This is a genomic window from Mycolicibacterium gilvum, from assembly GCF_900454025.1.
Lineage (GTDB): Bacteria > Actinomycetota > Actinomycetes > Mycobacteriales > Mycobacteriaceae > Mycobacterium > Mycobacterium gilvum.
In genome coordinates this window covers 4,946,125-4,970,301 of the sequence record NZ_UGQM01000001.1, presented here as the reverse complement: position 1 = coordinate 4,970,301, position 24,177 = coordinate 4,946,125, and the positions used below count along the sequence as shown (strand labels likewise).

The window sequence follows — 24,177 nt, the reverse complement described above, 5'->3', positions numbered from 1 at the left end:
GGCGGCGGTATTCCAGATTCATGGATTCTGCGCAGTTCGTCGGTCGGGTCGGTGGTCTTGCGGTGGCGCTCGGTGTCGGGGCCGCGCTCGTCACCGGCTCCGGCGTGGCCTGGGCCACCGAGGATTCGGGGTCGTCCGCGTCGGCGGGGGCTGAATCATCCACTGCGCGAACGTCATCGCAGGATCGCCAGGCGGCGTCCCCGTCCAAGCCCGCGCGCGATCGCGCCGGCGGTCGTGACGACGCGGAGGGCGGGGGCGCCGAGGACCGGGACGCGCAAGCGCAGGACGACGCAACGCCCGAGACCGGCGGGGAGACCGGTGCACCCGACGACGCATCGGTCGACGCGTCCGGGCCGGATACCGGCGGGACCACCGGCGATGCGTCCGCCGAGGACGACGATCCCGACGAGGCCGAGGAGCGTGCCGCCTGGGCGGACACCGGCGCGGACACCGACGCAGACCCCGACGCAGACCCCGACGCGGACGCTGCTGCCGCAACCGATGTCGCGACCGCCGCTGTGCCGTCCGGTGCCGGGCCCACGGCCGTCGTCACCACAGAGGTGACCGTCGACCCGCCCCGGGTGCCGTCCTGGCGTCCGTGGCCCACCGCATTCGATCTGCGGGGCGCGGTGACCTACGTGGTGGATCTCGCCGTCAGCGTCGTCGACGCGCTGTTCCACCCGTTCGCGGCGGGCCCGCCCCCGCCGCCCGGTGATCCGTCGGCCTGGGGGCTGCTGGCGTGGGTACGGCGCGAGCTGTTCAACAGCACGCCCGACGAAGTCGACAACCCGCTGCCCTACACGCAGAGCCTGGTCGACGGTGACGTCGTGATCACCGGCAACGTCGGCGTCGAGGACCGCGACGGCGACCCGCTCACCTACGAGGTGATCGGCAGGCCTCGTTTCGGCGGGGAGGTCACGGTGGACGCCGACGGAAACTTCGTCTACCGGCCGATGAACGCGATGGCCGCGGTCGGTGGAACCGACGAGTTCACCGTCGCCGTCACCGACGATGCGGCGGGCCTGCACGTGCACGGGCTTCTCGGCTGGCTGCAGTTCGTGCCGATCCTCGGGAGCTTTCTGAACCCCGGTGGGGGGCACGGCATCACACGCACCATCACCGTCACGGTCGAACCCGTCGACGGTATCGACCTGTCGCTGCCCGACGGCTTCAAGTGGGGCGTCGCGCATTCGGGATTCCAGGCCGAGGGTGGCCCCGGCTCGCCGGCGGACACCGGGTCGGACTGGTACCGCTGGGTGCACGACCCGCTCAACAGGTTGCTCGGTCTGGTGAAGGGAGTACCGGAGAACGGGCCCGGCGCGTATGTCTCCTACGAGGACGACGCCCGGTTGGCCCGTGAGGAACTGGGCGTCAACACCTTCCGGATGGGCATCGAATGGAGTCGGATATTCCCGGATTCGACTGCCTCGGTGGATATCTCGGATGAAGGGGGGACGGTCAGCCTGGCCGACCTGCAGGCACTCGACGCCCTCGCGAACGCCGACGAGGTCGCGCACTACCGGGATGTGTTCGCTGCGCTGCGCTTCCACGGACTCGACCCGATGGTCACCGTCAACCACTTCACGCTGCCGGTGTGGGTGCACGATCCCGTCCTCGCGCGCCCGTTGATCCAACTCGGTCTGCCCGTCGCCGCGGCCGGCTGGCTGTCCACGGAGACCGCCGTCGAGTTCGAGAAGTACGCCGCGTATCTGGCGTGGAAGTACGGCGATCAGGTCGACAACTGGGCGACGCTCAACGAGCCGTTCCCGCCGGTGCTGACCGAGTTCCTGGCGATCTCGTGGGTGGTGCCGAACTGGCCGCCGGGGGTGCTGCGACCCGATCTCGCCTCGACGTTCCTGGTGAACCAGGCGATCGGTCACGTCGCGGCATACGACGCCATCCACGCGTGGGACACCACCTCCGCGGTCGAGGGCGGCCCGGCGGCATTCGTCGGATTCACCCACAACATGATCCCGGCGCGGCCCGCCAACCCCGTCAACGCACTCGACGTCGGGGCGGCCGAGGCCTGGAACCATTACTACAACCACTGGTTCCCGAACGCGGTGATCGACGGATGGATCGACCTGGACTTCGACGGGATCAAATCCGCCGACGAGATCCGCCCCGACATGGCCGACAAGGTCGACTTCCTCGGCGTGCAGTACTACGGATCGCAGCCGATGGTCGGTTTCGGTGTCGCACCGCTGCCGGGATTCCCGTTCCTGCGCGGCTTCCCGATCAGGTGCTCGGCCGAGGAGACCACCTGCAGCGACTTCAACCAGCCGATCGATCCCGGCGGTTTCCGGGAGGTGCTCGAAGTCGCCGCCTCGTACGGGAAACCGTTGTGGGTCACCGAGAACGGCATCGCCGACGCCGGGGATGCCAAGCGGCCGCCGTACCTGGTCAACCACGTCGCGGTGGTTCAGGATCTGGTGGCGCACGGGTTGGACATCCGCGGCTACACCTACTGGTCGTTCGTCGACAACCTGGAATGGTCGGAGGGCTACGACCTGCAGTTCGGTCTGTACGGGTCGGACCCGGACACACCCGAGCTCGAACGCATCCCCAAGGTGGCGAGTATCGCCGCGCTGAAGGGGATCACGACCGCGAACGGGCTGCCCGTGGCCCTGCTGCAGAACTATCTGCCCGGTTAGCCCGCCCCGTTCATCTGGGCCACCATCTCGTTCAGGTCGACCTCGCGCACGGTCTCGGCCAGCGACCACTGGTGGCCGAACGGATCCCGCACCACGCCGTAGCGGTCACCCCAGAACTGGTCCTCGAGCGGGTTGACCACCGTGGCGCCGGCGTCCAGCGCGCGCTGGAACCGGCCCTCGACGTCGGGGCCGTGCAGGTGGATGGTCACCGACGAGCCGCCGAGCGCGGTGGGGGTGCTGGACCGGCCGTCGCAGAACTCGGGGAAGTCGTCGTTGAGGAACACCATCGCGCCGTTGATCTGGAACGCCGCGTGCATCAGCTTTCCGTTGGGGCCGGGCAGCCGCGCCATCTCGACAGCGCCGAAGGCCCTGGCGTAGAAGTCGAGGGCGGCCGAAGCGTCGTCGACGACGAGATGTGGGACGAGCATGGGCTGGTTGGCTTCTGCGGGGACGGCCATGGGGGTTCCTTAAGTTCGTAGTTGCAGTTACTTCGTGTTGTTACGTTGGGCTGTGACCCGGGTGGGTCGGGTGAGGCTGCATGGTCGTAGCCGGCCCTGGTGGTGCGGCTTGAAAGGACTGGCCGCCCGGCCTGCCTGGACTCCTCTGGCCGCTGATTGAGATCTGCGATGTGATCGCTTGTTTAAGGAAATGCTGGCGGGGTTGTCCATGGGGATCATGTTGGTAGACAGGCGAAAAGAGGGGTGATGACGACGGGCCAGGTGTGGGCTGGAGTGGATGTTGGTAAAGAGCATCACTGGGTTTGTGCGGTCGACGACAGCGGGAAGGTGGTGTTGTCGCGCCGGCTGGTCAACGACGAGCAACCGATCCGGGAGCTCGTCGCTGAAATCGACGAGCTGGCCGAGCGAGTGTCGTGGACGGTGGACCTGACCACGGTGTATGCCGCACTGGTGTTGACGGTGCTGGCCGACGCCGGCAAAACGGTCCGGTATCTGGCCGGCCGGGCGGTGTGGCAGGCCTCGGCGACCTACCGCGGTGGGGAGGCCAAAACCGATGCCAAAGACGCTCGGGTGATCGCCGACCAGGCGCGCATGCGCGGCCAGGACTTGCCCGTTCTGCATCCCGATGATGACTTGATCAGCGAGTTGCGGATGCTCACCGGCCATCGCGCCGACCTGGTGGCCGACCGCACCCGCACGATCAACCGGCTGCGCCAGCAACTCGTCGCGGTCTGCCCGGCCCTGGAACGAGCCGCCCAACCGAGCCAAGACCGTGGCTGGGTGATACTGCTGGCGCGCTACCAGCGTCCCAAAGCGATTCGACAAAGCGGTGTTTCGCGGCTGACCAAAGTCTTGACCGATGCCGGTGTGCGCAACGCCGCCTCGATCGCGGCGGCTGCGGTGGCTGCAGTGAAAACCCAGACGATGCGCCTGCCCGGCGAAGAGGTGGCCGCCGGGTTGATCGCTGATCTGGCGCGGGAGGTGATCGCCCTCGATGACCGCATCAAGACCACCGACGCCGACATCGAGGGCCGATTTCGCCGCCATCCACTCGCCGAGGTGATCACCAGCATGCCCGGCATAGGATTTCGGCTGGGCGCCGAATTCCTCGCCGCCGTTGGTGATCCCGCGCTGATCGGATCGGCTGACCAACTCGCGGCCTGGGCCGGCCTGGCGCCAGTGTCTCGAGACTCCGGAAAGCGCACCGGACGACTGCACACCCCCAAGCGTTACAGTCGCCGACTGCGCCGAGTCATGTACATGTCGGCGTTGACCGCGATCCGCTGCGACCCAGATTCCAAGGCCTATTACCAGCGCAAACGAGACGAAGGAAAGCGGCCGATCCCCGCCACCATCTGCCTGGCGCGACGGCGCACCAACGTTCTCTACGCCCTCATCCGTGACAACCGGACCTGGCAACCTGATTCACCCCCGGTCACCGCCGCGGCTTGACTTCTTCATTGAGAGTCCTTTCGACGGGGACGGGTGACGTCGATGCAGACCCGTTGTCGCGCAGAAACTCATCGCGGGGCGTGGCGCGCGCGTCACACCACGGAGAAGCCGCCGGGGAGATCGGCGCGCCCGGTCATCGCGAGCAGCAGGGCCGGGCCGTGGCCGAGCGCGACGCCGATCTGGGCGGCCAGTGCGGCCGCCTCGGTCAGAACGTCGGCCGGCGGGATGTCACCGATGCCGACGGCGCGGGCGATGTCCAGGCTGTGCACGGCGAGTTCGAACGTCCGGGTCGGCAGGTAGCTGCTCAACCGGATGCCCTGTCCGCCGATCACCTCGATCAGCGGATCGCCGACGCCGTCCAGATCGGTGAGCGTCCTGGCCACCAGGGAGTCGACGGCCCCGGCCGGATCCGCTCCCAGATCCTGTCCCGCCCGGCGGCCGCGTTCGACGATCGAGGAGGCGTCGACGCTCGCCGAGAAGTCGTGCACCCACACGTAGTACGCCGCCGGACTCCCGGTGTCCTCACGCTCGGCGGGGGTACGCAAATACGTGCTGACGGTGATCAGCGAGCGCGAGGTGTGTCCGACCAGGTCGCGCACCGTCCATTCGCCCAGCCCCGCCTCATCCCAGCGGTCGTCCGGTATTTGGCGCACCAGAGCCGCGAAAGCGTGTGCCGCCGAAGCGAAGACGGTCCGGGGGTCGGTCATCGGCGGGTGAGCGAATCCCAGCCCTCGACCGACTCCGGCCCGCGCGGGGCAGGCCCGACGTAGACCGCTGACGGGCGGACGAGCTTGCCGAGCCGCTTCTGTTCGAGGATGTGCGCGCACCAGCCCGCGGTCCGCCCGCAGGTGAACATCGCGGGCATCATCGTCGGCGGCACCTCGGCGAAGTCGAGGATCACCGCGGCCCAGAACTCGACGTTGGTCTCGATGGCGCGGTCGGGCCTGCGTTCCCGCAATTCGGCCAGGGCGGCCTGTTCGAGGGCCGCGGCCACCTCGAAGCGCGGGGCGGCGAGCCGTTCGGCCGTGGCGCGCAGGACCCGGGCCCGGGGATCCTCGGCCCGGTACACCCGGTGGCCGAACCCCATCAACTTCTCGTTGCGGTCGAGGATGCCCTTCACGACCGCGCGCGCGTCGCCGGTCTGCTCGGCCTCCTCGATCATCGGGATCACCCGGGCGGGCGCGCCGCCGTGCAGCGGGCCGCTCATCGCGCCGACCGCCCCCGACAGTGCCGCGGCGACGTCGGCGCCCGTCGACGCGATGACGCGTGCCGTGAACGTGGAGGCGTTCATGCCGTGCTCGGCGGCGCTGACCCAGTACGCGTCGATCGCCTCGACGTGCCGCGGGTCGGGCTCGCCCTTCCACCGCGTCATGAAACGTGCTGTGACGGTGTCGCATTCGTCGACCTGGCGCTGTGGGACGGCGGGCCGGTAGATGCCGCGGGCGGACTGGGCGACATAGGACAGCGCCATCACCGAGGCGCGGGCGAGCTGATCGCGCGCGGTCTGGTCGTCGATGTCGAGCAGCGGCCGGTAACCCCAGATCGGCGCGAGCATCGCCAGGCCCGCCTGGACGTCGACGCGGACGTCGCCGCTGTGGATCGGCAGCGGGAACGGTTCGGCGGGGGTCAGCCCGTCACCGAACCTGCCGTCGACGAGAAGCCCCCACACATCGCCGAAGGTGATGCGGTGCGCGACCAGGTCCTCGATGTCGACGCCGCGGTAACGCAGCGCGCCGCCGTCCTTGTCGGGTTCGGCGATCTCCGTCTCGAACGCCACCACCCCGGCCAGTCCCGCAACGAAGTCCTTCGGCACCGAAGTCGTCATGCGCAGATTGTTACACCTGCCTGCGCGAGCCGACCATAGGATCTGGCGGCGGGCGTAGCGTCTGGCGTGTGGCTACTTCCGATCACCTGGCGCGGATGCGTGTGGAGTACGGCTCGGCGGAGAAGGACGGCAGCGTCGACCTGGACGCGGACTGGCTCGACATCGGGTGGGTGGCGTTGCTGAACCAGTGGATGACGGAGGCCCACGACGCCGGTGTCGCCGAACCCAACGCGATGGTCGTCGCCACGATCGACGGCGAGGGCAGGCCGGTCACCCGCACCGTGTTGTGCAAGAGCGTCGACGAATCGGGCATCTCGTTCTACACCAACTACGACTCCGACAAGGGCGCCCAGCTGGCGGCCCGGCCGTACGCGTCGGCGACGTTCCCGTGGTATCTGCTGGGCCGGCAGGTTCACGTGCGCGGGCGGGTCACCAAGGTCTCGGCCGAGGAGACGGCCGACTACTGGAGCAAGCGTCCGCGGGGTTCCCAGCTGGGGGCGTGGGCGTCGCAGCAGAGCCGTCCGATCGCGTCGCGGGCGGCGCTGATGCAGCAGCTCGCCGACGTCACGGCGCGCTTCGCCGACGTCGACGAGGTACCGGTGCCGCCGCACTGGGGCGGCTACCTGATCGCCGCCGAGGTGGTCGAGTTCTGGCAGGGACGGGAGAACAGGGTGCACAACCGGATCCGGGTGCGCGACGGAGCCGTGGAGCGCCTCCAGCCCTGAGCGCCCGCGTGCGTCACCCGCACGTGGGCCTAACCTGCCGTTTCCGTCCGGGATTCGCCTGGTGCGGGTTAGCATCCGGAGGTGGCTGAACCCAGGGGGGAGCCGGTTCTCGGTCTGCGTGAACGCAAGAAACGCCGCACCCGAGCCACTCTCATCGACGCGGCGATGGGGCTGTGTGACCGTCAGGGCTTCGACGCGACCACGGTCGATCAGATCGCCGCGATCGCGGAGGTGTCGCCGCGCACGTTCAGCCGTTACTTCGCCACCAAGGACGCCATCGCGCTGGCCCTGATCGACGAGGTGCTCGACAGCGCGGCCGCCGAGCTCGCCCGTCAGCCGCTCGACATCGGCAACTTCGAGGCGCTGCGCCGCGCGTACATCGCGATGGCGCGCAACACCAAGCTGGCCGCGGCCGGTGCGCTGACCTCCGAGCGGATGTTGCAGATCCTGCGGATCGTGATGTCGTCGGGCACGCTGCGCCAGGCCACGGTCGAGTACCGGGCCAGCAAGGTCGACAGGCTCCTGGCAGAACGGATGGGGACGAGCGTCCACGACCGCAGGGTGAAACTGCTGGCGGCGGTGTGGGGCGCGGTGCTGATCACCGCGATGGACGACCTGGCCCGCAAGCACGTGTCGGGCATCAGCGTTGACGACGTGATCAGCGCCTTCGACGACACCTACGCCGAGTTTGCGGGCGAAATTGCGGGTATAGGGCAGCCGGTCTGACGTTGTACCAGCCCCCCGCGGGCGTCGCTGCGGTTATGCGACTACCTTCTAGACAGACTCCGTGACTCCGCGTAGACCCGACTGACACGAAGGGATCCCAGTGGCCGATAACGCCGAAGCCGGGCAGGAGCACGCCACCCTGAGCTATCCAGGCGGCGAGCTCGAACTCGACATCGTCAAAGCTTCCGAGGGCTCAGACGGCATCGCTCTGGGTTCGCTGTTGGCCAAGACCGGTTACACCACCTTCGACGGTGGCTTCGTCAACACCGCGTCGACGAAGAGTGCGATCACCTACATCGACGGTGACGCCGGCATCCTGCGGTACCGCGGCTACCCGATCGAGCAGCTCGCCGAGAAGTCGACGTTCATCGAGGTCAGCTATCTGCTGATCTACGGCGAGCTCCCGACGGCCGAGCAGCTCGAGGACTTCACGACCAAGATCCAGCGGCACACCCTGCTGCACGAGGACCTCAAGCGGTTCTTCGACGGATTCCCGCGCAACGCCCATCCGATGCCGGTGCTCTCCAGCGCGGTCAACGCGTTGAGTGCCTACTACCAGGATTCGCTGGACCCGTTCGACCCGCATCAGGTCGAGCTGTCGACGATCCGCCTGCTGGCCAAGCTGCCGACCATCGCGGCCTACGCCTACAAGAAGTCCGAGGGCCAGCCCTTCCTGTACCCGGACAACTCGCTGACGCTGGTGGAGAACTTCCTGCGGATGACGTTCGGCTTCCCGGCCGAGCCCTACGAGGTCGACCCGGAGATCGTCCGCGCGCTCGACATGCTGTTCATCCTGCACGCCGACCACGAGCAGAACTGTTCGACGTCGACGGTGCGTCTGGTCGGCTCCTCGCAGGCCAACCTGTTCACCTCGATCTCGGGGGGCATCAACGCGCTGTGGGGTCCGCTGCACGGCGGCGCCAACCAGGCGGTGCTGGAGATGCTGTCGAAGATCCGCGACGGCGACGACGACGTCGCGACCTTCGTCAAGAAGGTCAAGAACCGCGAGGACAACGTGAAGCTGATGGGCTTCGGTCACCGCGTGTACAAGAACTACGATCCGCGGGCGCGCATCGTCAAGGAGCAGGCCGACAAGATCCTCGGCAAGATCGGTGTGCACGATCCGCTGCTCGACATCGCCAAGGAGCTCGAGGAGATCGCGCTGACCGACGACTTCTTCGTCGAGCGCAAGCTCTACCCGAACGTCGACTACTACACCGGCGTGATCTACCGGGCGATGGGCTTCCCGACCCGGATGTTCACGGTGCTGTTCGCCCTCGGCCGCTTGCCGGGCTGGATCGCGCACTGGCGCGAGATGCACGGTGAGCCGAACAAGATCGGGCGCCCGCGCCAGATCTACACCGGTTACACCGAGCGCGACTACGCCGGCATCGACACCCGCTGATATAGATCGAGTTGGTCCTTCTCAAATGCCTCCGGAGGTGTCAGGAAGGGATCTGTAACTGATTCCTTTCGGGGTCCGTGTGTTGACGCACGTGGACCTCCTGACACACCCCGGAGGTGTTTGTTGTGTCTGTGCATGGAGCTCCAGTCACGTCGTCCACCATCGTCGTTGCCGTCGATGTCGGCAAGACTTCTGCAGTGTTTTCGGTGACCGACGCGGCTCGACATCGATTGCTCACGCCGTCGGAGTTCGCGATGAACCGGTCGGGTTTGATCGCTGCGACGACTCGCGTGATGGCCGCGGTGCCTGCGTCGGGGCAGGTCAAGGTCGCCGTGGAGGCTGCCGGCCATTATCACCGACCAGTGCTCGACCATCGGTGGCCCGAGGGGTGGGAAGTGGTGGAACTCAATCCCGCTCATGTCGCCGAGCAACGCCGAGTGCAGGGCCGGCGACGGATCAAGACCGACGTCATCGACTTGGAGGCGATCACCGAACTCGTGCTGAGTGGACACGGTTGCTCGGTCGTCGACCGTGATGTCGTGATCGGCGAACTCAGTGCTTGGGCTGCGCATCGGAGCCGACGAGTGGCCACGCGCAGTGCGACGAAGAACCAGTTGCTCGGTCAATTGGATCGGGCGTTTCCCGGACTGACCCTGGCGCTGCCCGACGTGCTGGCCACCAGGATCGGCCGGCTGGTCGCCGCCGAATTCTCCGACCCGGCCCGTCTGGCAGGGCTCGGAGTCAGCCGGCTGATCCGGTTCGCCGCGACCCGGGATCTGCAGCTGCGTCGTCCGGTCGCGGAGCGTTTGGTCGCTGCGGCCCGCGATGCACTGCCGACCCGCGACGCGATGATCGCCCGCCAGATCCTGGCCGCCGACATGAACTTGCTGGCCGACCTCGACGACCAAATCCAATCCGCGGAGGCCGCACTGGGAGAGCTGCTACCGCGCAGCCCCTACGCGACGTTGACCTCGGTGCCGGGCTGGGGCGTGGTGCGGGTATCCAATTACGCTGCTGCCCTTGGTGACCCGAAGCGGTGGCCGGGACCGCGGCAAATCTATCGTGCGTCGGGGCTGTCTCCGATGCAGTACGAATCGGCGCACAAGCGCCGCGATGGCGGCATCAGCCGTGAAGGCAGCGTGGCGCTGCGCCGCGCCCTGATCGACCTCGGCATGGGCCTGTGGCTCAGTGAACCGGCAGCCAAGACCTACGCCCACGGGCTAAAGGACCGCGGCAAGCCCGGCGGCGTCGTCGCCTGCGCGTTGGCTCATCGTGCCAACCGCATCGCTCATGCACTGGTTCGCGACCACGCCACCTACGAACCGACCCGCTGGGCCTGAACCCCTGACACCCACCGCGAAAGGACCGAATCAGACCCTTCACAACCCCTGTCGGTAAGTGCCACGCTAAGAGGACGGGACGAAGGGCCGGATCAGATGCCGTATCCGCTATGGCGGACCCACCGGGTCACGCCGAGGCTAGCTTGGCACCCGGCCCTTCGCCTTTACGGCAGCCCGAACCACGCCAGATAACCCACCGAGGTTGCATACGTCAGCGTGGGCGCCAGGCACCCGCCCCCAACCCAGCAGCACCACCGACCGCACGAAATCACGCCCCGCCTCGGGACGTAGGCCCACTACGACCTTCAACACCCTTGACTCGCCCTACAGCCAGCTAGCCCCACCGGTTGCACCGCGAGCGCGCGGGTCTGCACGGCGACGCGCCGCGATCGCTGACAGTCGGCGCGCGCTCGCGTCCCGCGAACGTCACACCCGCGTCACTTGCCACGTTGACAGTTGTAGTTCCACAATAGTTGTGTGAATACAACTGTCGGCGCGATGACGCCCAGGCGCAAGGCCATCATCCTGGTGTCCTGCTGCCTGAGCCTGCTGATCGTGTCGATGGACGCGACCATCGTCAACGTCGCGATCCCGTCGATCCGGGCCGACCTGTCGGCCAGTCCCGCGCAGATGCAATGGGTCGTCGACATCTACACGCTGGTGCTGGCGTCGCTGCTGATGCTCTCCGGTGCGACGGGGGACCGGTTCGGACGGCGGCGTCTGTTCCAGATCGGGCTGACGGTGTTCGCCCTCGGGTCGCTGGCGTGCAGCCTGGCGCCGACGATCGATACGTTGATCGGCGCGCGGTTCCTGCAGGGTGTCGGCGGTTCGATGCTCAATCCCGTTGCGCTGTCGATCATCTCGCAGATCTTCACCAAGCCGGTGGAGCGGGCGCGGGCGCTGGGCATCTGGGGTGGGGTCACCGGCATCTCGATGGCGGCCGGGCCCATCGTGGGCGGTCTGCTGATCGAGACCGTCGGGTGGCGGTCGGTGTTCTGGATCAACCTGCCCATCTGTGCCGCCGCGATCATCCTGACGGCGGTGTTCGTGCCGGAGTCCAAGTCGCAGACCATGCGCAACGTCGACCCGATCGGTCAGGGTCTGGGGATCCTGTTCCTGTTCGGCACCGTCTTCACCCTCATCGAGGGTCCCGTGCTGGGGTGGACCAACCCGCGCGTGCTGGCGATCGCAGCCGTCGCGGTGGTGGCGCTGATCGCGTTCCTGCGCTTCGAATCCCGGCGTCACGACCCGTTTCTGGATCTGCGGTTCTTCCGCAGCATCCCGTTCACGACCGCGACGATCAACGCGATCAGTGCGTTCGCCGCATGGGGCGCCTTCCTGTTCATGATGTCGCTGTACCTGCAGGGCGAGCGCGGATTCTCTGCGATGCAGACCGGCTTGATCTATCTGCCGATCGCACTCGGGGCACTGTTCTTCTCCCCGCTGTCGGGCCGTCTGGTGGGGCGGTACGGCGCACGCCCATCGCTGGTGGCCGCGGGCATCCTGATCACCACGGCGGCAACGTTGTTGACGTGGCTGACCGCGACGACGCCGGTGTGGCATCTGCTGATCGTGTTCGCGGTGTTCGGCGTCGGGTTCTCGATGGTCAATGCCCCGATCACCAACGCCGCGGTCAGCGGGATGCCGCTGGATCGAGCGGGGGCGGCGTCGGCGGTGACGTCGACCAGCCGCCAGGTCGGGGTGAGTATCGGTGTGGCGCTGTGTGGTTCGGTCGCCAGCGCGGCGATGACCGGACGCGGCGCCGACTTCGCGACCGCGGCCCGCCCGCTGTGGTTCGTCTGCATCGCACTCGGCCTGGTGATCCTCGCTGTGGGTTTCCTCTCGACCTCGCAGCGGGCCGTGCGCTCCGCGGAGAGACTCGCTCCCCTGGTGGCGGGGGCGCCCGACCCGGTCAGTGGTGCCCATGTCCGGTGACCCGACGGCCGATCGGATCTGGGCCGACCTGGCGACGTTCGTCCACGACCACCGGGACTACTGGAAGAAAGCGGTGGTCGAGCGGACCGGACTGCCGTTCAGCAGGATTCGGATCCTGATGAGGCTGAGCCGGACCCCGATGACCGTCAAGCAGATCGCCGCCGCCGCCACGGTCGACGCGCCGGCGGCTACGGTCGCGGTCAACGACCTCGAGGACCGGGGACTCGTGGTGCGCCGCGTCGATCCGTCGAATCGCCGGTGCAAGACGGTGTCGCTGACCGACGCCGGCCGCGAGATGGTCGGGGAGATCGACGCCGTGCACGACCCGGCGCCCGAGGCGCTGGCGGCGCTGACGTCCGAGGATCTGGCGGCGTTGCGCCGGCTGGTGGATCTGCTCGTCGACTAACTCTCCAGTACGGCCATCGCCGCGTTGTGTCCGCCGATCCCCGACACCGCCCCACCGCGACGGGATCCCGAGCCGCACAGCAGAATCCGTTCGTGTGGGGTGCCGACACCCCATCTCTGCGCGGGAGTCGACAGCGGTTCGTCGTGCTCGGCGAACGGCCACTGCAGCGCACCGTGGAAGATGTGACCGTTCGTCATGCCGAGGGTGGCGTCCAGGTCGAGGGTCGTCTTGGTTTCGATGCACGGGCGACCGGCCGCATCGAGCCACATGACGTCTCGAATCGGTTCGGCGAGAACCGAATCCAGTGAGTCGAGCACCGCGGCGGTCAGTGTGTCGCGGTACTGCCCACCATCCCGTCCGTGGGCCAGCGTGTGCGGTGTGTGCAGGCCGAACACCGTCAACGTGTGGGCACCGGCCACACGCAGCGACTCCGACAGGATCGACGGGTCGGCCAGGGTGTGGCAGTAGATCTCGCACGGGACGGGCTCGGGGACCGAACCCGCCTCGGCCTGCCGGTAGGCGTCCCGGAGTTGGCCGAAGTTCTCGTTGATGTGGAAGGTTCCCCCGAAAGCCTGCTCGGCAGAGACCTTCTCATCACGCAATCGGGGCAGGCGTCGCAGCATCAGGTTGACCTTGACCTGGGAGCCGGGTGCGATCGCAGGTTCCTCCTCACCCATCAGTCCGGCGAGCACCGCCGGCGTCACGTTCGCCAGCACGTGGTCGGCGCTCACCCGATATTCGCCGTCGGTGTGCCGGTAGTGCACCATCCCGTCCGCGTCTATCGCGTACACCTCTGCCCCGGTGAGGATTTCGGCGCCGAATCCGGTCGCGGCGGCGGCCAGAGCGCCGCTCACCGCGCCCATGCCGCCGATCGGCACATCCCAGTCGCCGTTGCCGCCGCCGATCAGGTGGTACAGAAAGCACCGGTTCTGGATCAGGGATTGATCGTGCATGTCGGCGAATGTGCCGATCAGCGCGTCCGTGGCCATCACCCCGCGCACCAGATCATCGGCGACCGCGTCGGTGATCGCCTCCCCGATGGGGCGCTCGATCATCGCCTGCCACGCGGCCTCGCCGCCGGCCGAACACACGGTGCGTCGCAACGCCGTCCGGGTCTGCAGCGGCTCGGTCAGCGTCGGCCAGAGTCTCGTCGTCACGGTCGCGCAGCGCCGGTAGAACTCGGCGAATCCGGCCTCGTCCGCGGCGGCGCCGACGGCGGCGAACGTGGATTCGGGTCCGATCAGCAGGCCGGTGCGTCCGCCGTCGGCAGGGTTCGGCGTGTATGACGACCAGCGGCGCCGCGCCAACTGGACCCGCGCGCCCAGGTCGTCGACGATGCGCCGGGGTAACAAACTCACCAGGTACGAATACCGCGACAGTCGGGCGTCGACGCCGTCGAACGGATGCGCCGACACCGCCGCCCCACCGACCTGATCGAGTCGTTCGAGGACCAGCACCCGCCGCCCCGCCCGCGCGAGATACGCCGCGGCGACCAGACCGTTGTGCCCACCCCCGACGATGACGGCGTCCCGGTGCTCGGTTCCCGTGGTCGTGCGCATGCAGCCAGTGTGCCGCGTCAGGCTTGGGTGCCCGCCCGCGCACACGCGATCTGCGCGGCTTCGGTGTGGGTGTTCAGACCGTTGGCCGCGTTGTTGAACCGGTCGACGTCGGCGCGCAGACCCATCAGCAGGATCAGCTTCATCGCACCCATCGACCAGGACCGCATCGGCGCGGCGATATCCGGATGCAGTCCCGGCGTCCGGGAGGCGTCCAGCGCGGTGGTGGCGGCCGCCCGTAGTCCGGCGCGGCCGTAGGAGTTGTTCGCCGAGACGATCGGGTCGAGGTAGTCGGGGTTCTTCTGCCCGATCGCCAACACGTTCGCGAACTCCGAATAGCTCACCGCAGCCGTGTCGAGTGCGCGGGCGAACTGGCGGCACGCCGCGACCGATTCCGGCGCGGCCTCCACGGCTTCGGGCGCGGCGGTGGGTCCCGGTGGCGGGGCCGGCTGGGAGGCGCCCGATGGCGCGAAGAGCAGGGCGAGGACGCACGCCGAGGTTGCCGCAAAGAGTGTGCGCCTCGTCGGTGTGATGGCGAACCTCCCGGGATGAGTTGCGAGTTCCGCGATCGACTTCGCGAAGGCTCGAGCCGTGAACTACAGGTGACGCGTAAACATATGCCCGGCAAGCACTCCGTGCACTAAAGTCAATCTAAGTTTTTGCCGGGCGTTTGCCTGTTCAGAAACCCCCGGCCTCGATCATTCTAGCGATATCGACTCTGGGGGAAGGCAATCCTGCATGCGTTTTCGGGCAGCCGCCGCGACGGCTCTCTGGCTGTTCGCGGCACTGGGTGCGGCTCCGAGTGGGTTCGCGCAGCCTGTTCCGGCGCCGGACCCCGCCGTGCCGGCGTCTGCCGCTGCACCGCCGTCGCCGGACGCCGTCGCGTCCTCGCCGTCGGGATACCTGAAAACCCCTGACGGCTGGGAGCTCACGGCGGGCGCGAAGGACGAGACACAGGTGGCGGTGGCTCCGCTGACCACGGCCCTGACGTCCCGGGAGTACGTCGTCGGAGGGACGTTCACCGGAACGGTGACCGGCGCAGGCAGCACGAAACTGTCGGGCGGGTCGCTTGTGGTCGGCTACCGGATCGGCTGCGGGATCATCGGCGGGCCGGTCGAGGTTCTGTCCTCGATCGGCGCGACGACCAACTTCGACCAGTCGGCGGTGCTTGGCGGTGTCGCACTGCCCGTCAACAATCAGATCAAGATCAACCTGCGGCCGGGCACGGTCACGCTGGTTCCGGTGGGGGAGAAGAAGTTCAAGGGCAGCGAAGCGCGCGTGACGGTGACCGGGTTCCGGATCAAGACCGACGGTTGCGTCGGCCAGTCGTTCATCCAGTCGTACTCGACGCTGACGAGTTCCACCACGGACACCTCGGACATCGTCACGTATGCCGGCCAGGTCAAGGTGGTGTGAGGTGCGTACGGCATTCATGAGAGTTGCGGCGACCACTGCGGTGGCCGTGCTGGGACTTGCCGGTGCGACATCGGCGTCGGCCCAACCCGACCCGGTGTCACCGGTGGCGCCCGGTGTGCAGGCCGTCGCCGACGTCGGGCCACCGCCCGCCCCCGACGGTGCTGTCGCTTCGGGACCGCCGGGATTCGTGGTGACGCCGGACGGGTGGGAGCTGACCGTGTCCGCCAAAGACGAGTTCCAGGTTGCGGTGGCACCGCTGACGACGGCTCTGTCGTTAGGGAGTATCTGGTGGCGGGGACGTTCGAGGGCGCCGTCGCCGGCGCCGGCACCGCGCCGACCAGTGGTGGCACGCTGGAGGTCGGTTACCAGATCGGTTGCGGCATCTCGCTCAACGTCGTGAAGCTGAACGGATCGGCGGGCTTCACCCCCTCGATCAACGATCAACGCCGACTGGGGGTGGCATTCCCCGTTTCCGCGCAGATCGAGGTTTTTCCGCAGCCGGGTGAGGTCACGACGGTCCAGCTCACGCAGAAGACCTTCGAGGGATCCAATCCGCGCGTCACGGTCAAGGATGTGCACATCAAGGTCGACGGTTGTGTGGGTGAGTCCTTCCTGCGGTCCTATGCGGTGCTGACCAGCTCCACCGATGCGGCCGACGACATCGTCGCCTACTACGGCGTCACGAAGGCCGTCTGAGATGACTCGCCGGCTGGTCGGCGCGCTCGCCGCTCTCGTGAGTGGCATCGGAATCGGCCTCGGCGTCCCTGCCGCGGCAACGGCCCAGCCGCCGCCGCCCGCGCCGGTGCCCGGCCCGCTGCCGTTCGAGTCCATTCCCGGACTCGGCCCGGTCGCCGCCCCTGTCGCCGCCCCGCCGCCCGTCCCGGGTGCGCAGCCCGCCCCGCCGCCGGCGGGTGTCCTGTTTCCGCTGGCGCAGAACGGATCTCCCTCGCAGCTTATCGGCGGACTACCCGCCATGCCCGACGTCTCCGGGCAGACCGCGAACGAGTTCGTCCTCGGCCAGCACGCGGTGCCGGCGGTTCCGGGGACCGCGCCGGCGGCACCGATACACATGAACCCCTTCAACAACGCCTATCTGCTCCCGCAGAATCTGGCGCCGTCGGCTCCGGGCGCGGGGCAGCTGTTCGGAATCGCGCCCGGCCAGGAGAACGCGGACATCGCCGGTATCGAATACCTGAAGCGCCTGTATGACATGTATCAGGCCGGAGGTCTGCAGGGCGGTCTGCTCGGTCAGCGCGAATTGGATTCGCTGAACAAGCCGCTTCCTGTCGCCCCGGTGCCGCCTCCGCCGGCACCGTGACCGGCGGCTGAGGTCTCGCAGAAAGGACTCTCAATGAAGAAGTCAAGCCGCGGCGGTGACCGGGGGTGAATCAGGTTGCCAGGTCCGGTTGTCACGGATGAGGGCGTAGAGAACGTTGGTGCGCCGTCGCGCCAGGCAGATGGTGGCGGGGATCGGCCGCTTTCCTTCGTCTCGTTTGCGCTGGTAATAGGCCTTGGAATCTGGGTCGCAGCGGATCGCGGTCAACGCCGACATGTACATGACTCGGCGCAGTCGGCGACTGTAACGCTTGGGGGTGTGCAGTCGTCCGGTGCGCTTTCCGGAGTCTCGAGACACTGGCGCCAGGCCGGCCCAGGCCGCGAGTTGGTCAGCCGATCCGATCAGCGCGGGATCACCAACGGCGGCGAGGAATTCGGCGCCCAGCCGAAATCCTATGCCGGGCATGCTGGTGATCACCTCGGCGAGTGGATGGCGGCGAAATCGGCCCTCGATGTCGGCGTCGGTGGTCTTGATGCGGTCATCGAGGGCGATCACCTCCCGCGCCAGATCAGCGATCAACCCGGCGGCCACCTCTTCGCCGGGCAGGCGCATCGTCTGGGTTTTCACTGCAGCCACCGCAGCCGCCGCGATCGAGGCGGCGTTGCGCACACCGGCATCGGTCAAGACTTTGGTCAGCCGCGAAACACCGCTTTGTCGAATCGCTTTGGGACGCTGGTAGCGCGCCAGCAGTATCACCCAGCCACGGTCTTGGCTCGGTTGGGCGGCTCGTTCCAGGGCCGGGCAGACCGCGACGAGTTGCTGGCGCAGCCGGTTGATCGTGCGGGTGCGGTCGGCCACCAGGTCGGCGCGATGGCCGGTGAGCATCCGCAACTCGCTGATCAAGTCATCATCGGGATGCAGAACGGGCAAGTCCTGGCCGCGCATGCGCGCCTGGTCGGCGATCACCCGAGCGTCTTTGGCATCGGTTTTGGCCTCCCCACCGCGGTAGGTCGCCGAGGCCTGCCACACCGCCCGGCCGGCCAGATACCGGACCGTTTTGCCGGCGTCGGCCAGCACCGTCAACACCAGTGCGGCATACACCGTGGTCAGGTCCACCGTCCACGACACTCGCTCGGCCAGCTCGTCGATTTCAGCGACGAGCTCCCGGATCGGTTGCTCGTCGTTGACCAGCCGGCGCGACAACACCACCTTCCCGCTGTCGTCGACCGCACAAACCCAGTGATGCTCTTTACCAACATCCACTCCAGCCCACACCTGGCCCGTCGTCATCACCCCTCTTTTCGCCTGTCTACCAACATGATCCCCATGGACAACCCCGCCAGCATTTCCTTAAACAAGCGATCACATCGCAGATCTCAATCAGCGGCCAGAGGAGTCCAGGCAGGCCGGGCGGCCAGTCCTTTCAAGCCGCACCACCAGGGCCGGCTACGACCATGCAGCCTCACCCGACCCACCCGGGTCACAGCCCAACGTAACAACACGAAGTAACTGCAACTACGAACTTAAGGAGTGTCCATGATGCGCACGATGAGGTTCGCCGGCGTGCCGGCAGCCGCCGCCGTGATCGGGTCGCTCGCAGTCGTGGCGCCGGCGACCGCGCAACCGTCGCTGCCGGAGGCCGGCAACGAGACTCCCGGCGCGACGATCCGGCAGCTGTCCAACGCCGGATACGACGTCGAGGTCAACTGGGTCGCGGGTGAGCCGTCGAACATCCCGCTGTCGCAGTGCACCGTCACCCGTATCGACACCTCGGCGCCGCCGACGGCGTGGGTGTCGGTCAACTGTCCACCCGACGGCTCGCAGTGACTCCCTAGTTGAGGTAGCCCTCGACCTCGCTCTCCGGGCGCACCGTCGCGCTGTCGGGATCCCCGCCGCCGGCACGCAATGCCCGGCGCTGCCGCAGCAGGTCCCAGCACTGGTCGAGCTGTGCTTCGAGAGACTTGAGCCGGGCGTGTTCCTCGGACTCGTCGATCTCTCGGTGTTGCAGCTTGTCGCGCAGGTCGCGCTCCTCGGCGACGAGCTCGTTGACTTGTCTCAGGATGTCTCGATCGCTGGCCACGCGTTCAGTGTGCAGTGCTTTTGGCGACGCGTCTGCGGTCTAGGGTGAGCGGATGGCAACCAAACCTGAGATCGAGTTCCCCGACGGCCCGGCACCCACGGAGCTGGTGATCGAAGACGTCGTCGTCGGCGACGGTTCGGAGGCCGTGGCGGGTGCCAACGTCGAGGTGCACTACGTCGGAGTCGAGTACGACACCGGCGAAGAGTTCGACAGCTCCTGGAACCGCGGCGAGTCGATCGAGTTCCCGCTGCGCGGGTTGATCCAGGGCTGGCAGGACGGGATCCCCGGCATGAAGGTCGGCGGTCGCCGCAAGCTGACGATCCCGCCGGAGCAGGCCTACGGCCCCGCCGGCGGCGGACACCGGCTGTCGGGCAAGACGCTCATCTTCATGATCGACCTGCTGGGCACCAGCTAGCCCCCTTTTTCCCGCCGAACTTGCATTCCAGCAGGGCTCGACTCGCAAAAATTCTGCTGGCCCTCTTTGCCACGCTCGTTGTGAGTCAGTGGGAGTCAGTGCGAAGGGGATGAGTGTGTCGATCAGTGCAGGGTTCAGTATCGCCGAGATTCGTGAGTTCGTTGTCGAGTATCAGCGGGTGCCTCATGGGCAGAAGGGGTCGTGGCTTGCTGCTTCAGGGGTCTCTGGCGGTCAGTTCAGACGGTGGCAGGCCGCAGTGTTTAGCGGTGACCTCGACCGTGGCCTGATTCCGCGAGAAGGTAGTGAGATGACAGTTCCCCCGGCGCTGCGCAAAGCGTTGGCCAAAGTTGATGCAGCCAGGCAGGACCGCGACGAGGCCGAACTCGCTCAGCTACGAGAGCGAGTTCGCGAGCTCGAGGCAACCAACGAGGCTTTGGGAAAAGCTATCGGGCTCTTGCACACGATGAGCGCGCACGAGCCCGACGCAGCCCCGACGATCCACGATCTCGACGATTCATCGACGCCGAGAACGGACTTGTCACCGAGTTGACCGCGGCGATCGGTTCGCAACGTCAGGCGCTGGCGATGATCGATCTGTCGCGTTCGACGTGGCATTACCGGACCAACCCGCGCCCGCCGGTCAGCGACCCGCTGCCGCAGAAGCATCGGGCTTACCCATCGCGCATCGATGAGGCCGACCGGGCAGTGATCCGAGACAAGATCCTCGCCGGCTGGGAGGCGGGCAGCTCGGTGGACCATGCGTTCGCCGCCAGCTGGGACGAGGGCGTGATGTTGGCCTCGCGGCGTTCCTGGTGGCGGATCGCCGCCGCGATCGAGGACCAAAGTGCGCGCCCAGTCGCACCGACCCGCTCGACGAGCAAGACGCCCCGGCAGGCGCCGGTACTCAAAGCGACAGGACCACAACAGATCTGGAGTTGGGACATCACCGACCTGCGCAGCCCGTGGCGCGGTGTGGCGTTCAAGGCGTACTCGATCCTTGACATCTACTCCCGCAAGATCGTGGGCTGGCGCGTGGAGGAACGGGAATGCGACGACCTCGCCGTGGACATGTTCGAAGCCGCGTTCGCCGGGCACGGCCTCCCCGCGGTCGTGCACGCCGATTCCGGGCCGGCGATGCGCTCGACGGTCCTCAAAGACCTCCTGGCCGGTCTCAAGATTGGCCAAACCCATAACCGGCCCCGGGTCAGCAATGACAACCCGTTCTCCGAATCGGAGTTCCGCACGATGAAGTACCGACCGAACTATCCCGGTGTCTTCACAGATCTTGACTCCGCCCGCGCCTGGGTGAGCGCCTACGTGTCCTGGTACAACCAGCATCACCGCCACAGCGGCGTCGAACTGTTCACCCCAGACTCCGTCCACGACGGCACGTGGGCGCAGCTCTGGGACCGACGAGACACCGCCCTACAGGCCTACTACGACGCTCACCCCGAACGGTTCCGCAACCGTCCACGAACCAAAAGCCCCAGCCCCGTCGTCGGCATCAACCTCCCCACCGAAAACGACCCCGACCGACTCCAAGCAGCTTGACATCGCCCGTGGAATGCAATTTCGGCGACGGGTGAGCGCCCGGGGTGAGCGCGGGTCAGTGCGGGCCGGGCAGCCGGAGCAGCAGGCGCGCGCCGCCGAGCGGGCTCGACCCCAATGATGCAGTGCCACCGTGCAATTCGGCCTGCTGGGCGACCAGCGCCAGCCCCAGCCCCGAACCCGACTGCGACGCGGTCGATCCGCGCGAGAACCGGTCGAACACCACCTCGCGTTCGGCTTCCGGCACACCGACGCCGTCGTCGTCGATCGCGATCTCGACACCGTCGCGAGAGCTCACCGCCGACAACTGCACCCGGGTCGCGCCGCCGTGCTTGACCGCATTGGCGATCGCGTTGTCCACCGCCAGCCGCAGACCCGCGGGCAGCCCGACGATGATGACCGTCGGCGCCGGCACCAGCGACACGTCCAGATCGGGGTAGACGCGCATCGCGTCGTGGGCGGCCCGGTCGAGCAGCTCGGTGATATCCACCGGCACATGGTCGTCCTCGGTCGACAGCTCTCCCTGGGCGAGCCGCTCCAGCGCCCCGAGCGTGGCCTCGATCCGCGTCTGGGTGCGCATCACGTCGCCGAGCACCTCGTTGCGGCCGTCCTCGGACAGTTCCAGCGTGGCGAGCACCTCGAGGTTGGTCCGCATGGCGGTCAGCGGGGTGCGCAGCTCGTGAGCGGACACCGAGGCGAAGTCGCGCGCCGACGTCAGCGCCGCCTTCGTGCGTTCCTGCTCCTCCCACACGCGCTGGACGAGGCCGTTGATCGCCTCGGCGATCTCCACCGCCTCGGTCGCTCCGCGCACGTCGATGTCGGGTTCCTCGTCACCGGTGTCGATCGCGCTGGTCTGGCGTGCCAGCTGCTTGAAGGGCCGTACCGCGAACGCGGCCAGCACCCAGCCTCCGAGGGTCGCGGCGCCGATCGCGAGTGTGCAGATGATCAGGACGCGCCGGTGCAGGTTGTTGATGTCGGCGATCGTCGCGTCGTAGGTGGCCCCGACCGCGACCGACATCGGTTGCGGGGTGGCGAGTTCGACTGTGCGGACCCGGTAGCGCACACCGTCGAGGTAGGTGTCGGCGTACCCCGGCTCCATCTCGGGGAGCACCACCGTCGAGTTCGACGCCGCGTCGCCGCCGTCGCGGCGCACCGTGATCACGACGTCCTGGTCGTTCGGCGAGGGTGGGATCTCGTCGAGACCGCGCGGCAGGAACGGGATGACGAAACCGGCGGCCTCGTCGAGGCGGCGGTCCAGCCGCTCGTTCCAGGCGTCGGTGATGCCGAACCAGACGACGGTGCCCGCGATCAGGACGACGATCGCGCCGGCGATGGCGCTGGTGAACGCGACCCGCTGACGCAGCGACGGGGTGCGTCGGACGAAGCGGGACAGCGCGCTCACGAACGGCGCGCCTACTGCTGCCGCAGGACGAATCCCACGCCGCGCACCGTATGCAGCAGCCTCGGAGCGCCGTTGGCTTCGAGCTTGCGGCGCAGGTAGCCGATGAAGACGTCGACGACGTTGGTGTCGGCGGCGAAGTCGTAGCCCCACACCAACTCGAGCAGCTGTGCGCGGGAGAGCACCGCGGTCTTGTGCTCGGCCAGGACCGCGAGCAGATCGAACTCGCGCTTGGTCAGGTCGACGTCCACCCCGTCGACGCGGGCGCGCCGACCCGGGATGTCGACTTCGAGCGGCCCGACGGTGATGGTCTCCGACGAGAATGTGGCCGTAGAGCCGCGGCGCCGCAGCAGCGCCTTGACCCGCGCGACCAGTTCGGCCAGCACGAACGGCTTGACCAGGTAGTCGTCGGCGCCCGCCTCCAGGCCGGCCACCCGGTCGTCCACCGACGACCTCGCCGACAGCACGCAGACGGGCACGTCGTTGTCCATCGCGCGCAGCGCGGTCACGACCGACACACCGTCGAGCACGGGCATGTTGATGTCGAGGACGATCGCGTCGGGCCGGGTCTCGGTGGCGCTGCGCAGCGCCTCGGCGCCGTCGACCGCGGTGAAGACGTCGAAACCGGACAGTCGCAGCCCGCGCTCGAGCGAGGCCAGGACGTCGGGATCGTCATCGACCACGAGCACCCGGGGTGAGCCACTGTCCATGCACGCAATCTTGCCTGATGCGACGGGCAAGCAGGCGTAACCGGGGGTCGGGCGGGCGAGTGTCCCGATCCCGGCCGCTACGGGGCCGTGTCCCGCGCCTCGGCACGCAAGCGGCGCACGTCCTCACGCAAGTCGTTGATCTCACCGAGCAGGCGGTCGATATGTGCCGTCGTCACGGCGCGTCCCTCGGTGTCGTCGTCCGAGACGCGCTGCACGATCCACGACGCCAGTGTCGCGGTGATCGAGCCGACGAGGCTGATGCCTCCGATCATCAGGAACACCGCGATGACCCGGCCGGTGGTGCTCACCGGTGTCAGATCGCCGTATCCGACCGTCGTGATCGTGGTGACCGACCACCACACCGCCTGGCCGAAGCTCTGGATGTCCGCTTCGGGAAGTCCACGCTCGGCCTCCAGGACGGCCAGGGATGCGACGAAGACCAGCAGAATCGCGCCGCACACCGTGTACATCACCACCCGACCGCGGATGGCGTTGCCCGCCACCCGCTGCAGCACCGCGATCAAGGTGACGAGCCTGAGCAGTCGCAGCGGTCGCAGCATGGGCAGCACCACGATCGCCAGATCGAACAGGTGGCGGAAGAACCATCGCCCTCGGTTGTCGGCCAGGGACAGGCGCACGACGTAGTCGACGAGGAACGCGCCCCACGACACCGTCACCACCGCGTGTATCGCCACCGCCGCCGCCCCGCCGGGTTGCGCCAGGACATCGACGGCATAGGCGGCCAGGAACAGGACGGCCGTGCCGGCCAGGGGCCATTCGGTCCGTCGCTCCCAGAGCTCCTGCCGGGTTGAATGAAGAGTCGTCACGGATCGCATGTGTACCCGGCACGC

At 67.8% G+C, this 24,177-nt stretch carries 24 protein-coding genes and 1 pseudogene; 15 read left to right on the top strand and 10 right to left on the bottom strand.

From position 1 onward, the window contains the following. Window positions 1-20 precede the first annotated feature (20 nt). On the top strand, window positions 21-2,654 hold the full coding sequence (locus DYE23_RS23335) for a family 1 glycosylhydrolase (RefSeq protein ID WP_115328290.1): 2,634 nt from the start codon (window positions 21-23) through the stop codon (window positions 2,652-2,654). Here the strand turns inward: DYE23_RS23335 and DYE23_RS23330 are convergent. Next, window positions 2,651-3,112, bottom strand: a complete 462-nt coding sequence (locus DYE23_RS23330) for a VOC family protein (protein ID WP_011892618.1) — start codon at window positions 3,110-3,112, stop codon at window positions 2,651-2,653. The two genes, DYE23_RS23335 and DYE23_RS23330, sit on opposite strands and share 4 nt — an antisense overlap. A 246-nt stretch (window positions 3,113-3,358) precedes the next feature. Between DYE23_RS23330 and DYE23_RS23325 the strand changes: the two genes are divergently transcribed. After that, window positions 3,359-4,564 (top strand): IS110 family RNA-guided transposase, encoded by a 1,206-nt coding sequence (locus tag DYE23_RS23325; protein ID WP_006247666.1) that lies wholly within the window; start codon window positions 3,359-3,361, stop codon window positions 4,562-4,564. Window positions 4,565-4,656: 92 nt separating this feature from the next. Here DYE23_RS23325 and DYE23_RS23320 read toward each other — a convergent pair whose 3' ends face one another. Both DYE23_RS23320 and DYE23_RS23315 read right to left on the bottom strand, forming a co-directional pair. Further along, window positions 4,657-5,271, bottom strand: coding sequence for a maleylpyruvate isomerase family mycothiol-dependent enzyme (locus tag DYE23_RS23320; RefSeq protein WP_041799921.1), 615 nt, complete (start codon window positions 5,269-5,271; stop codon window positions 4,657-4,659). Next, complete coding sequence (locus DYE23_RS23315) at window positions 5,268-6,389, bottom strand: citrate synthase 2 (protein WP_011892620.1); 1,122 nt, start codon at window positions 6,387-6,389, stop codon at window positions 5,268-5,270. Before DYE23_RS23315 ends, DYE23_RS23320 begins: the two co-directional genes overlap by 4 nt. A 68-nt stretch (window positions 6,390-6,457) precedes the next feature. Here DYE23_RS23315 and pdxH point away from each other — a divergent pair, with 68 nt between their 5' ends. From pdxH to DYE23_RS23285, 6 genes are all read left to right on the top strand, one after another. Next, window positions 6,458-7,114: a pyridoxamine 5'-phosphate oxidase gene (gene pdxH / locus DYE23_RS23310; protein WP_011892621.1), complete on the top strand. Its 657-nt coding sequence runs from the start codon at window positions 6,458-6,460 to the stop codon at window positions 7,112-7,114. Window positions 7,115-7,195: 81 nt separating this feature from the next. Continuing rightward, entirely contained in the window at window positions 7,196-7,840 is a 645-nt protein-coding gene (locus tag DYE23_RS23305; protein ID WP_011892622.1) for a TetR family transcriptional regulator, read from the top strand. A gap of 100 nt (window positions 7,841-7,940) precedes the next feature. Beyond that, the gene (locus tag DYE23_RS23300; protein ID WP_011892623.1) at window positions 7,941-9,245 is read left to right on the top strand and encodes a citrate synthase; all 1,305 of its coding nucleotides are present in this window, start codon (window positions 7,941-7,943) and stop codon (window positions 9,243-9,245) included. Window positions 9,246-9,370: 125 nt separating this feature from the next. Further along, a complete protein-coding gene (locus tag DYE23_RS23295; protein ID WP_115327778.1) occupies window positions 9,371-10,585 on the top strand; it encodes an IS110 family RNA-guided transposase in 1,215 nt (404 codons plus the stop codon). A 498-nt stretch (window positions 10,586-11,083) separates the two neighbouring features. Beyond that, window positions 11,084-12,520, top strand: coding sequence for an MFS transporter (locus DYE23_RS23290; RefSeq protein WP_115328289.1), 1,437 nt, complete (start codon window positions 11,084-11,086; stop codon window positions 12,518-12,520). Further along, window positions 12,510-12,926 carry a MarR family winged helix-turn-helix transcriptional regulator gene (locus DYE23_RS23285; RefSeq protein WP_013470872.1) on the top strand — a complete coding sequence of 139 codons (417 nt, stop codon included), beginning with the start codon at window positions 12,510-12,512 and terminating at the stop codon, window positions 12,924-12,926. Before DYE23_RS23290 ends, DYE23_RS23285 begins: the two co-directional genes overlap by 11 nt. Here DYE23_RS23285 and DYE23_RS23280 read toward each other — a convergent pair. Together DYE23_RS23280 and DYE23_RS23275 are read right to left on the bottom strand one after the other, a co-directional pair. Continuing rightward, window positions 12,923-14,485 carry a phytoene desaturase family protein gene (locus DYE23_RS23280; protein ID WP_115328288.1) on the bottom strand — a complete coding sequence of 521 codons (1,563 nt, stop codon included), beginning with the start codon at window positions 14,483-14,485 and terminating at the stop codon, window positions 12,923-12,925. The two genes, DYE23_RS23285 and DYE23_RS23280, sit on opposite strands and share 4 nt — an antisense overlap. Before the next feature lie 17 nt (window positions 14,486-14,502). Continuing rightward, entirely contained in the window at window positions 14,503-14,892 is a 390-nt protein-coding gene (locus DYE23_RS23275; protein WP_115328287.1) for an Rv2240c family protein, read from the bottom strand. A 328-nt stretch (window positions 14,893-15,220) separates the two neighbouring features. Between DYE23_RS23275 and DYE23_RS23270 the strand changes: the two genes are divergently transcribed. From DYE23_RS23270 to DYE23_RS23260, 3 genes and pseudogenes are all read left to right on the top strand, one after another. After that, window positions 15,221-15,898 carry an MspA family porin gene (locus DYE23_RS23270; protein WP_011892628.1) on the top strand — a complete coding sequence of 226 codons (678 nt, stop codon included), beginning with the start codon at window positions 15,221-15,223 and terminating at the stop codon, window positions 15,896-15,898. A 16-nt stretch (window positions 15,899-15,914) separates the two neighbouring features. Next, a pseudogene (locus DYE23_RS23265) lies at window positions 15,915-16,594 on the top strand (MspA family porin). 1 nt (window position 16,595) lies between these two features. Next, entirely contained in the window at window positions 16,596-17,216 is a 621-nt protein-coding gene (locus DYE23_RS23260; protein WP_011892630.1) for a hypothetical protein, read from the top strand. A gap of 42 nt (window positions 17,217-17,258) precedes the next feature. Here the strand turns inward: DYE23_RS23260 and DYE23_RS23255 are convergent, their stop codons facing one another. After that, window positions 17,259-18,464: an IS110 family RNA-guided transposase gene (locus DYE23_RS23255; protein ID WP_006247666.1), complete on the bottom strand. Its 1,206-nt coding sequence runs from the start codon at window positions 18,462-18,464 to the stop codon at window positions 17,259-17,261. A 246-nt stretch (window positions 18,465-18,710) separates the two neighbouring features. On the opposite strand from DYE23_RS23255, the gene DYE23_RS23250 reads away from it, so the two are divergent. Continuing rightward, window positions 18,711-19,001 (top strand): hypothetical protein, encoded by a 291-nt coding sequence (locus tag DYE23_RS23250; RefSeq protein ID WP_011892631.1) that lies wholly within the window; start codon window positions 18,711-18,713, stop codon window positions 18,999-19,001. Between the two features lie 4 nt (window positions 19,002-19,005). On the opposite strand, the gene DYE23_RS23245 is transcribed toward DYE23_RS23250, so the two are convergent. Further along, window positions 19,006-19,254, bottom strand: coding sequence for a DUF2630 family protein (locus tag DYE23_RS23245; RefSeq protein WP_011892632.1), 249 nt, complete (start codon window positions 19,252-19,254; stop codon window positions 19,006-19,008). A gap of 52 nt (window positions 19,255-19,306) precedes the next feature. Here DYE23_RS23245 and DYE23_RS23240 point away from each other — a divergent pair, with 52 nt between their 5' ends. From DYE23_RS23240 to DYE23_RS23230, 3 genes are all read left to right on the top strand, one after another. Continuing rightward, complete coding sequence (locus DYE23_RS23240; protein WP_011892633.1) at window positions 19,307-19,669, top strand: FKBP-type peptidyl-prolyl cis-trans isomerase; 363 nt, start codon at window positions 19,307-19,309, stop codon at window positions 19,667-19,669. A gap of 307 nt (window positions 19,670-19,976) precedes the next feature. Further along, complete coding sequence (locus DYE23_RS31525; protein WP_235660295.1) at window positions 19,977-20,219, top strand: hypothetical protein; 243 nt, start codon at window positions 19,977-19,979, stop codon at window positions 20,217-20,219. Next, a complete protein-coding gene (locus tag DYE23_RS23230) occupies window positions 20,216-21,220 on the top strand; it encodes an IS3 family transposase (RefSeq protein WP_011891385.1) in 1,005 nt (334 codons plus the stop codon). Before DYE23_RS31525 ends, DYE23_RS23230 begins: the two co-directional genes overlap by 4 nt. 55 nt (window positions 21,221-21,275) lie before the next feature. Here the strand turns inward: DYE23_RS23230 and DYE23_RS23225 are convergent, their stop codons facing one another. The 3 genes from DYE23_RS23225 to DYE23_RS23215 form a co-directional block, all read right to left on the bottom strand. Continuing rightward, a complete protein-coding gene (locus DYE23_RS23225) occupies window positions 21,276-22,619 on the bottom strand; it encodes a HAMP domain-containing sensor histidine kinase (RefSeq protein ID WP_011892634.1) in 1,344 nt (447 codons plus the stop codon). 11 nt (window positions 22,620-22,630) lie between these two features. After that, window positions 22,631-23,326 (bottom strand): two-component system response regulator PrrA, encoded by a 696-nt coding sequence (gene prrA / locus DYE23_RS23220; RefSeq protein ID WP_011892635.1) that lies wholly within the window; start codon window positions 23,324-23,326, stop codon window positions 22,631-22,633. Between the two features lie 77 nt (window positions 23,327-23,403). After that, on the bottom strand, window positions 23,404-24,162 hold the full coding sequence (locus tag DYE23_RS23215; protein ID WP_011892636.1) for a potassium channel family protein: 759 nt from the start codon (window positions 24,160-24,162) through the stop codon (window positions 23,404-23,406). Window positions 24,163-24,177: the final 15 nt, after the last annotated feature.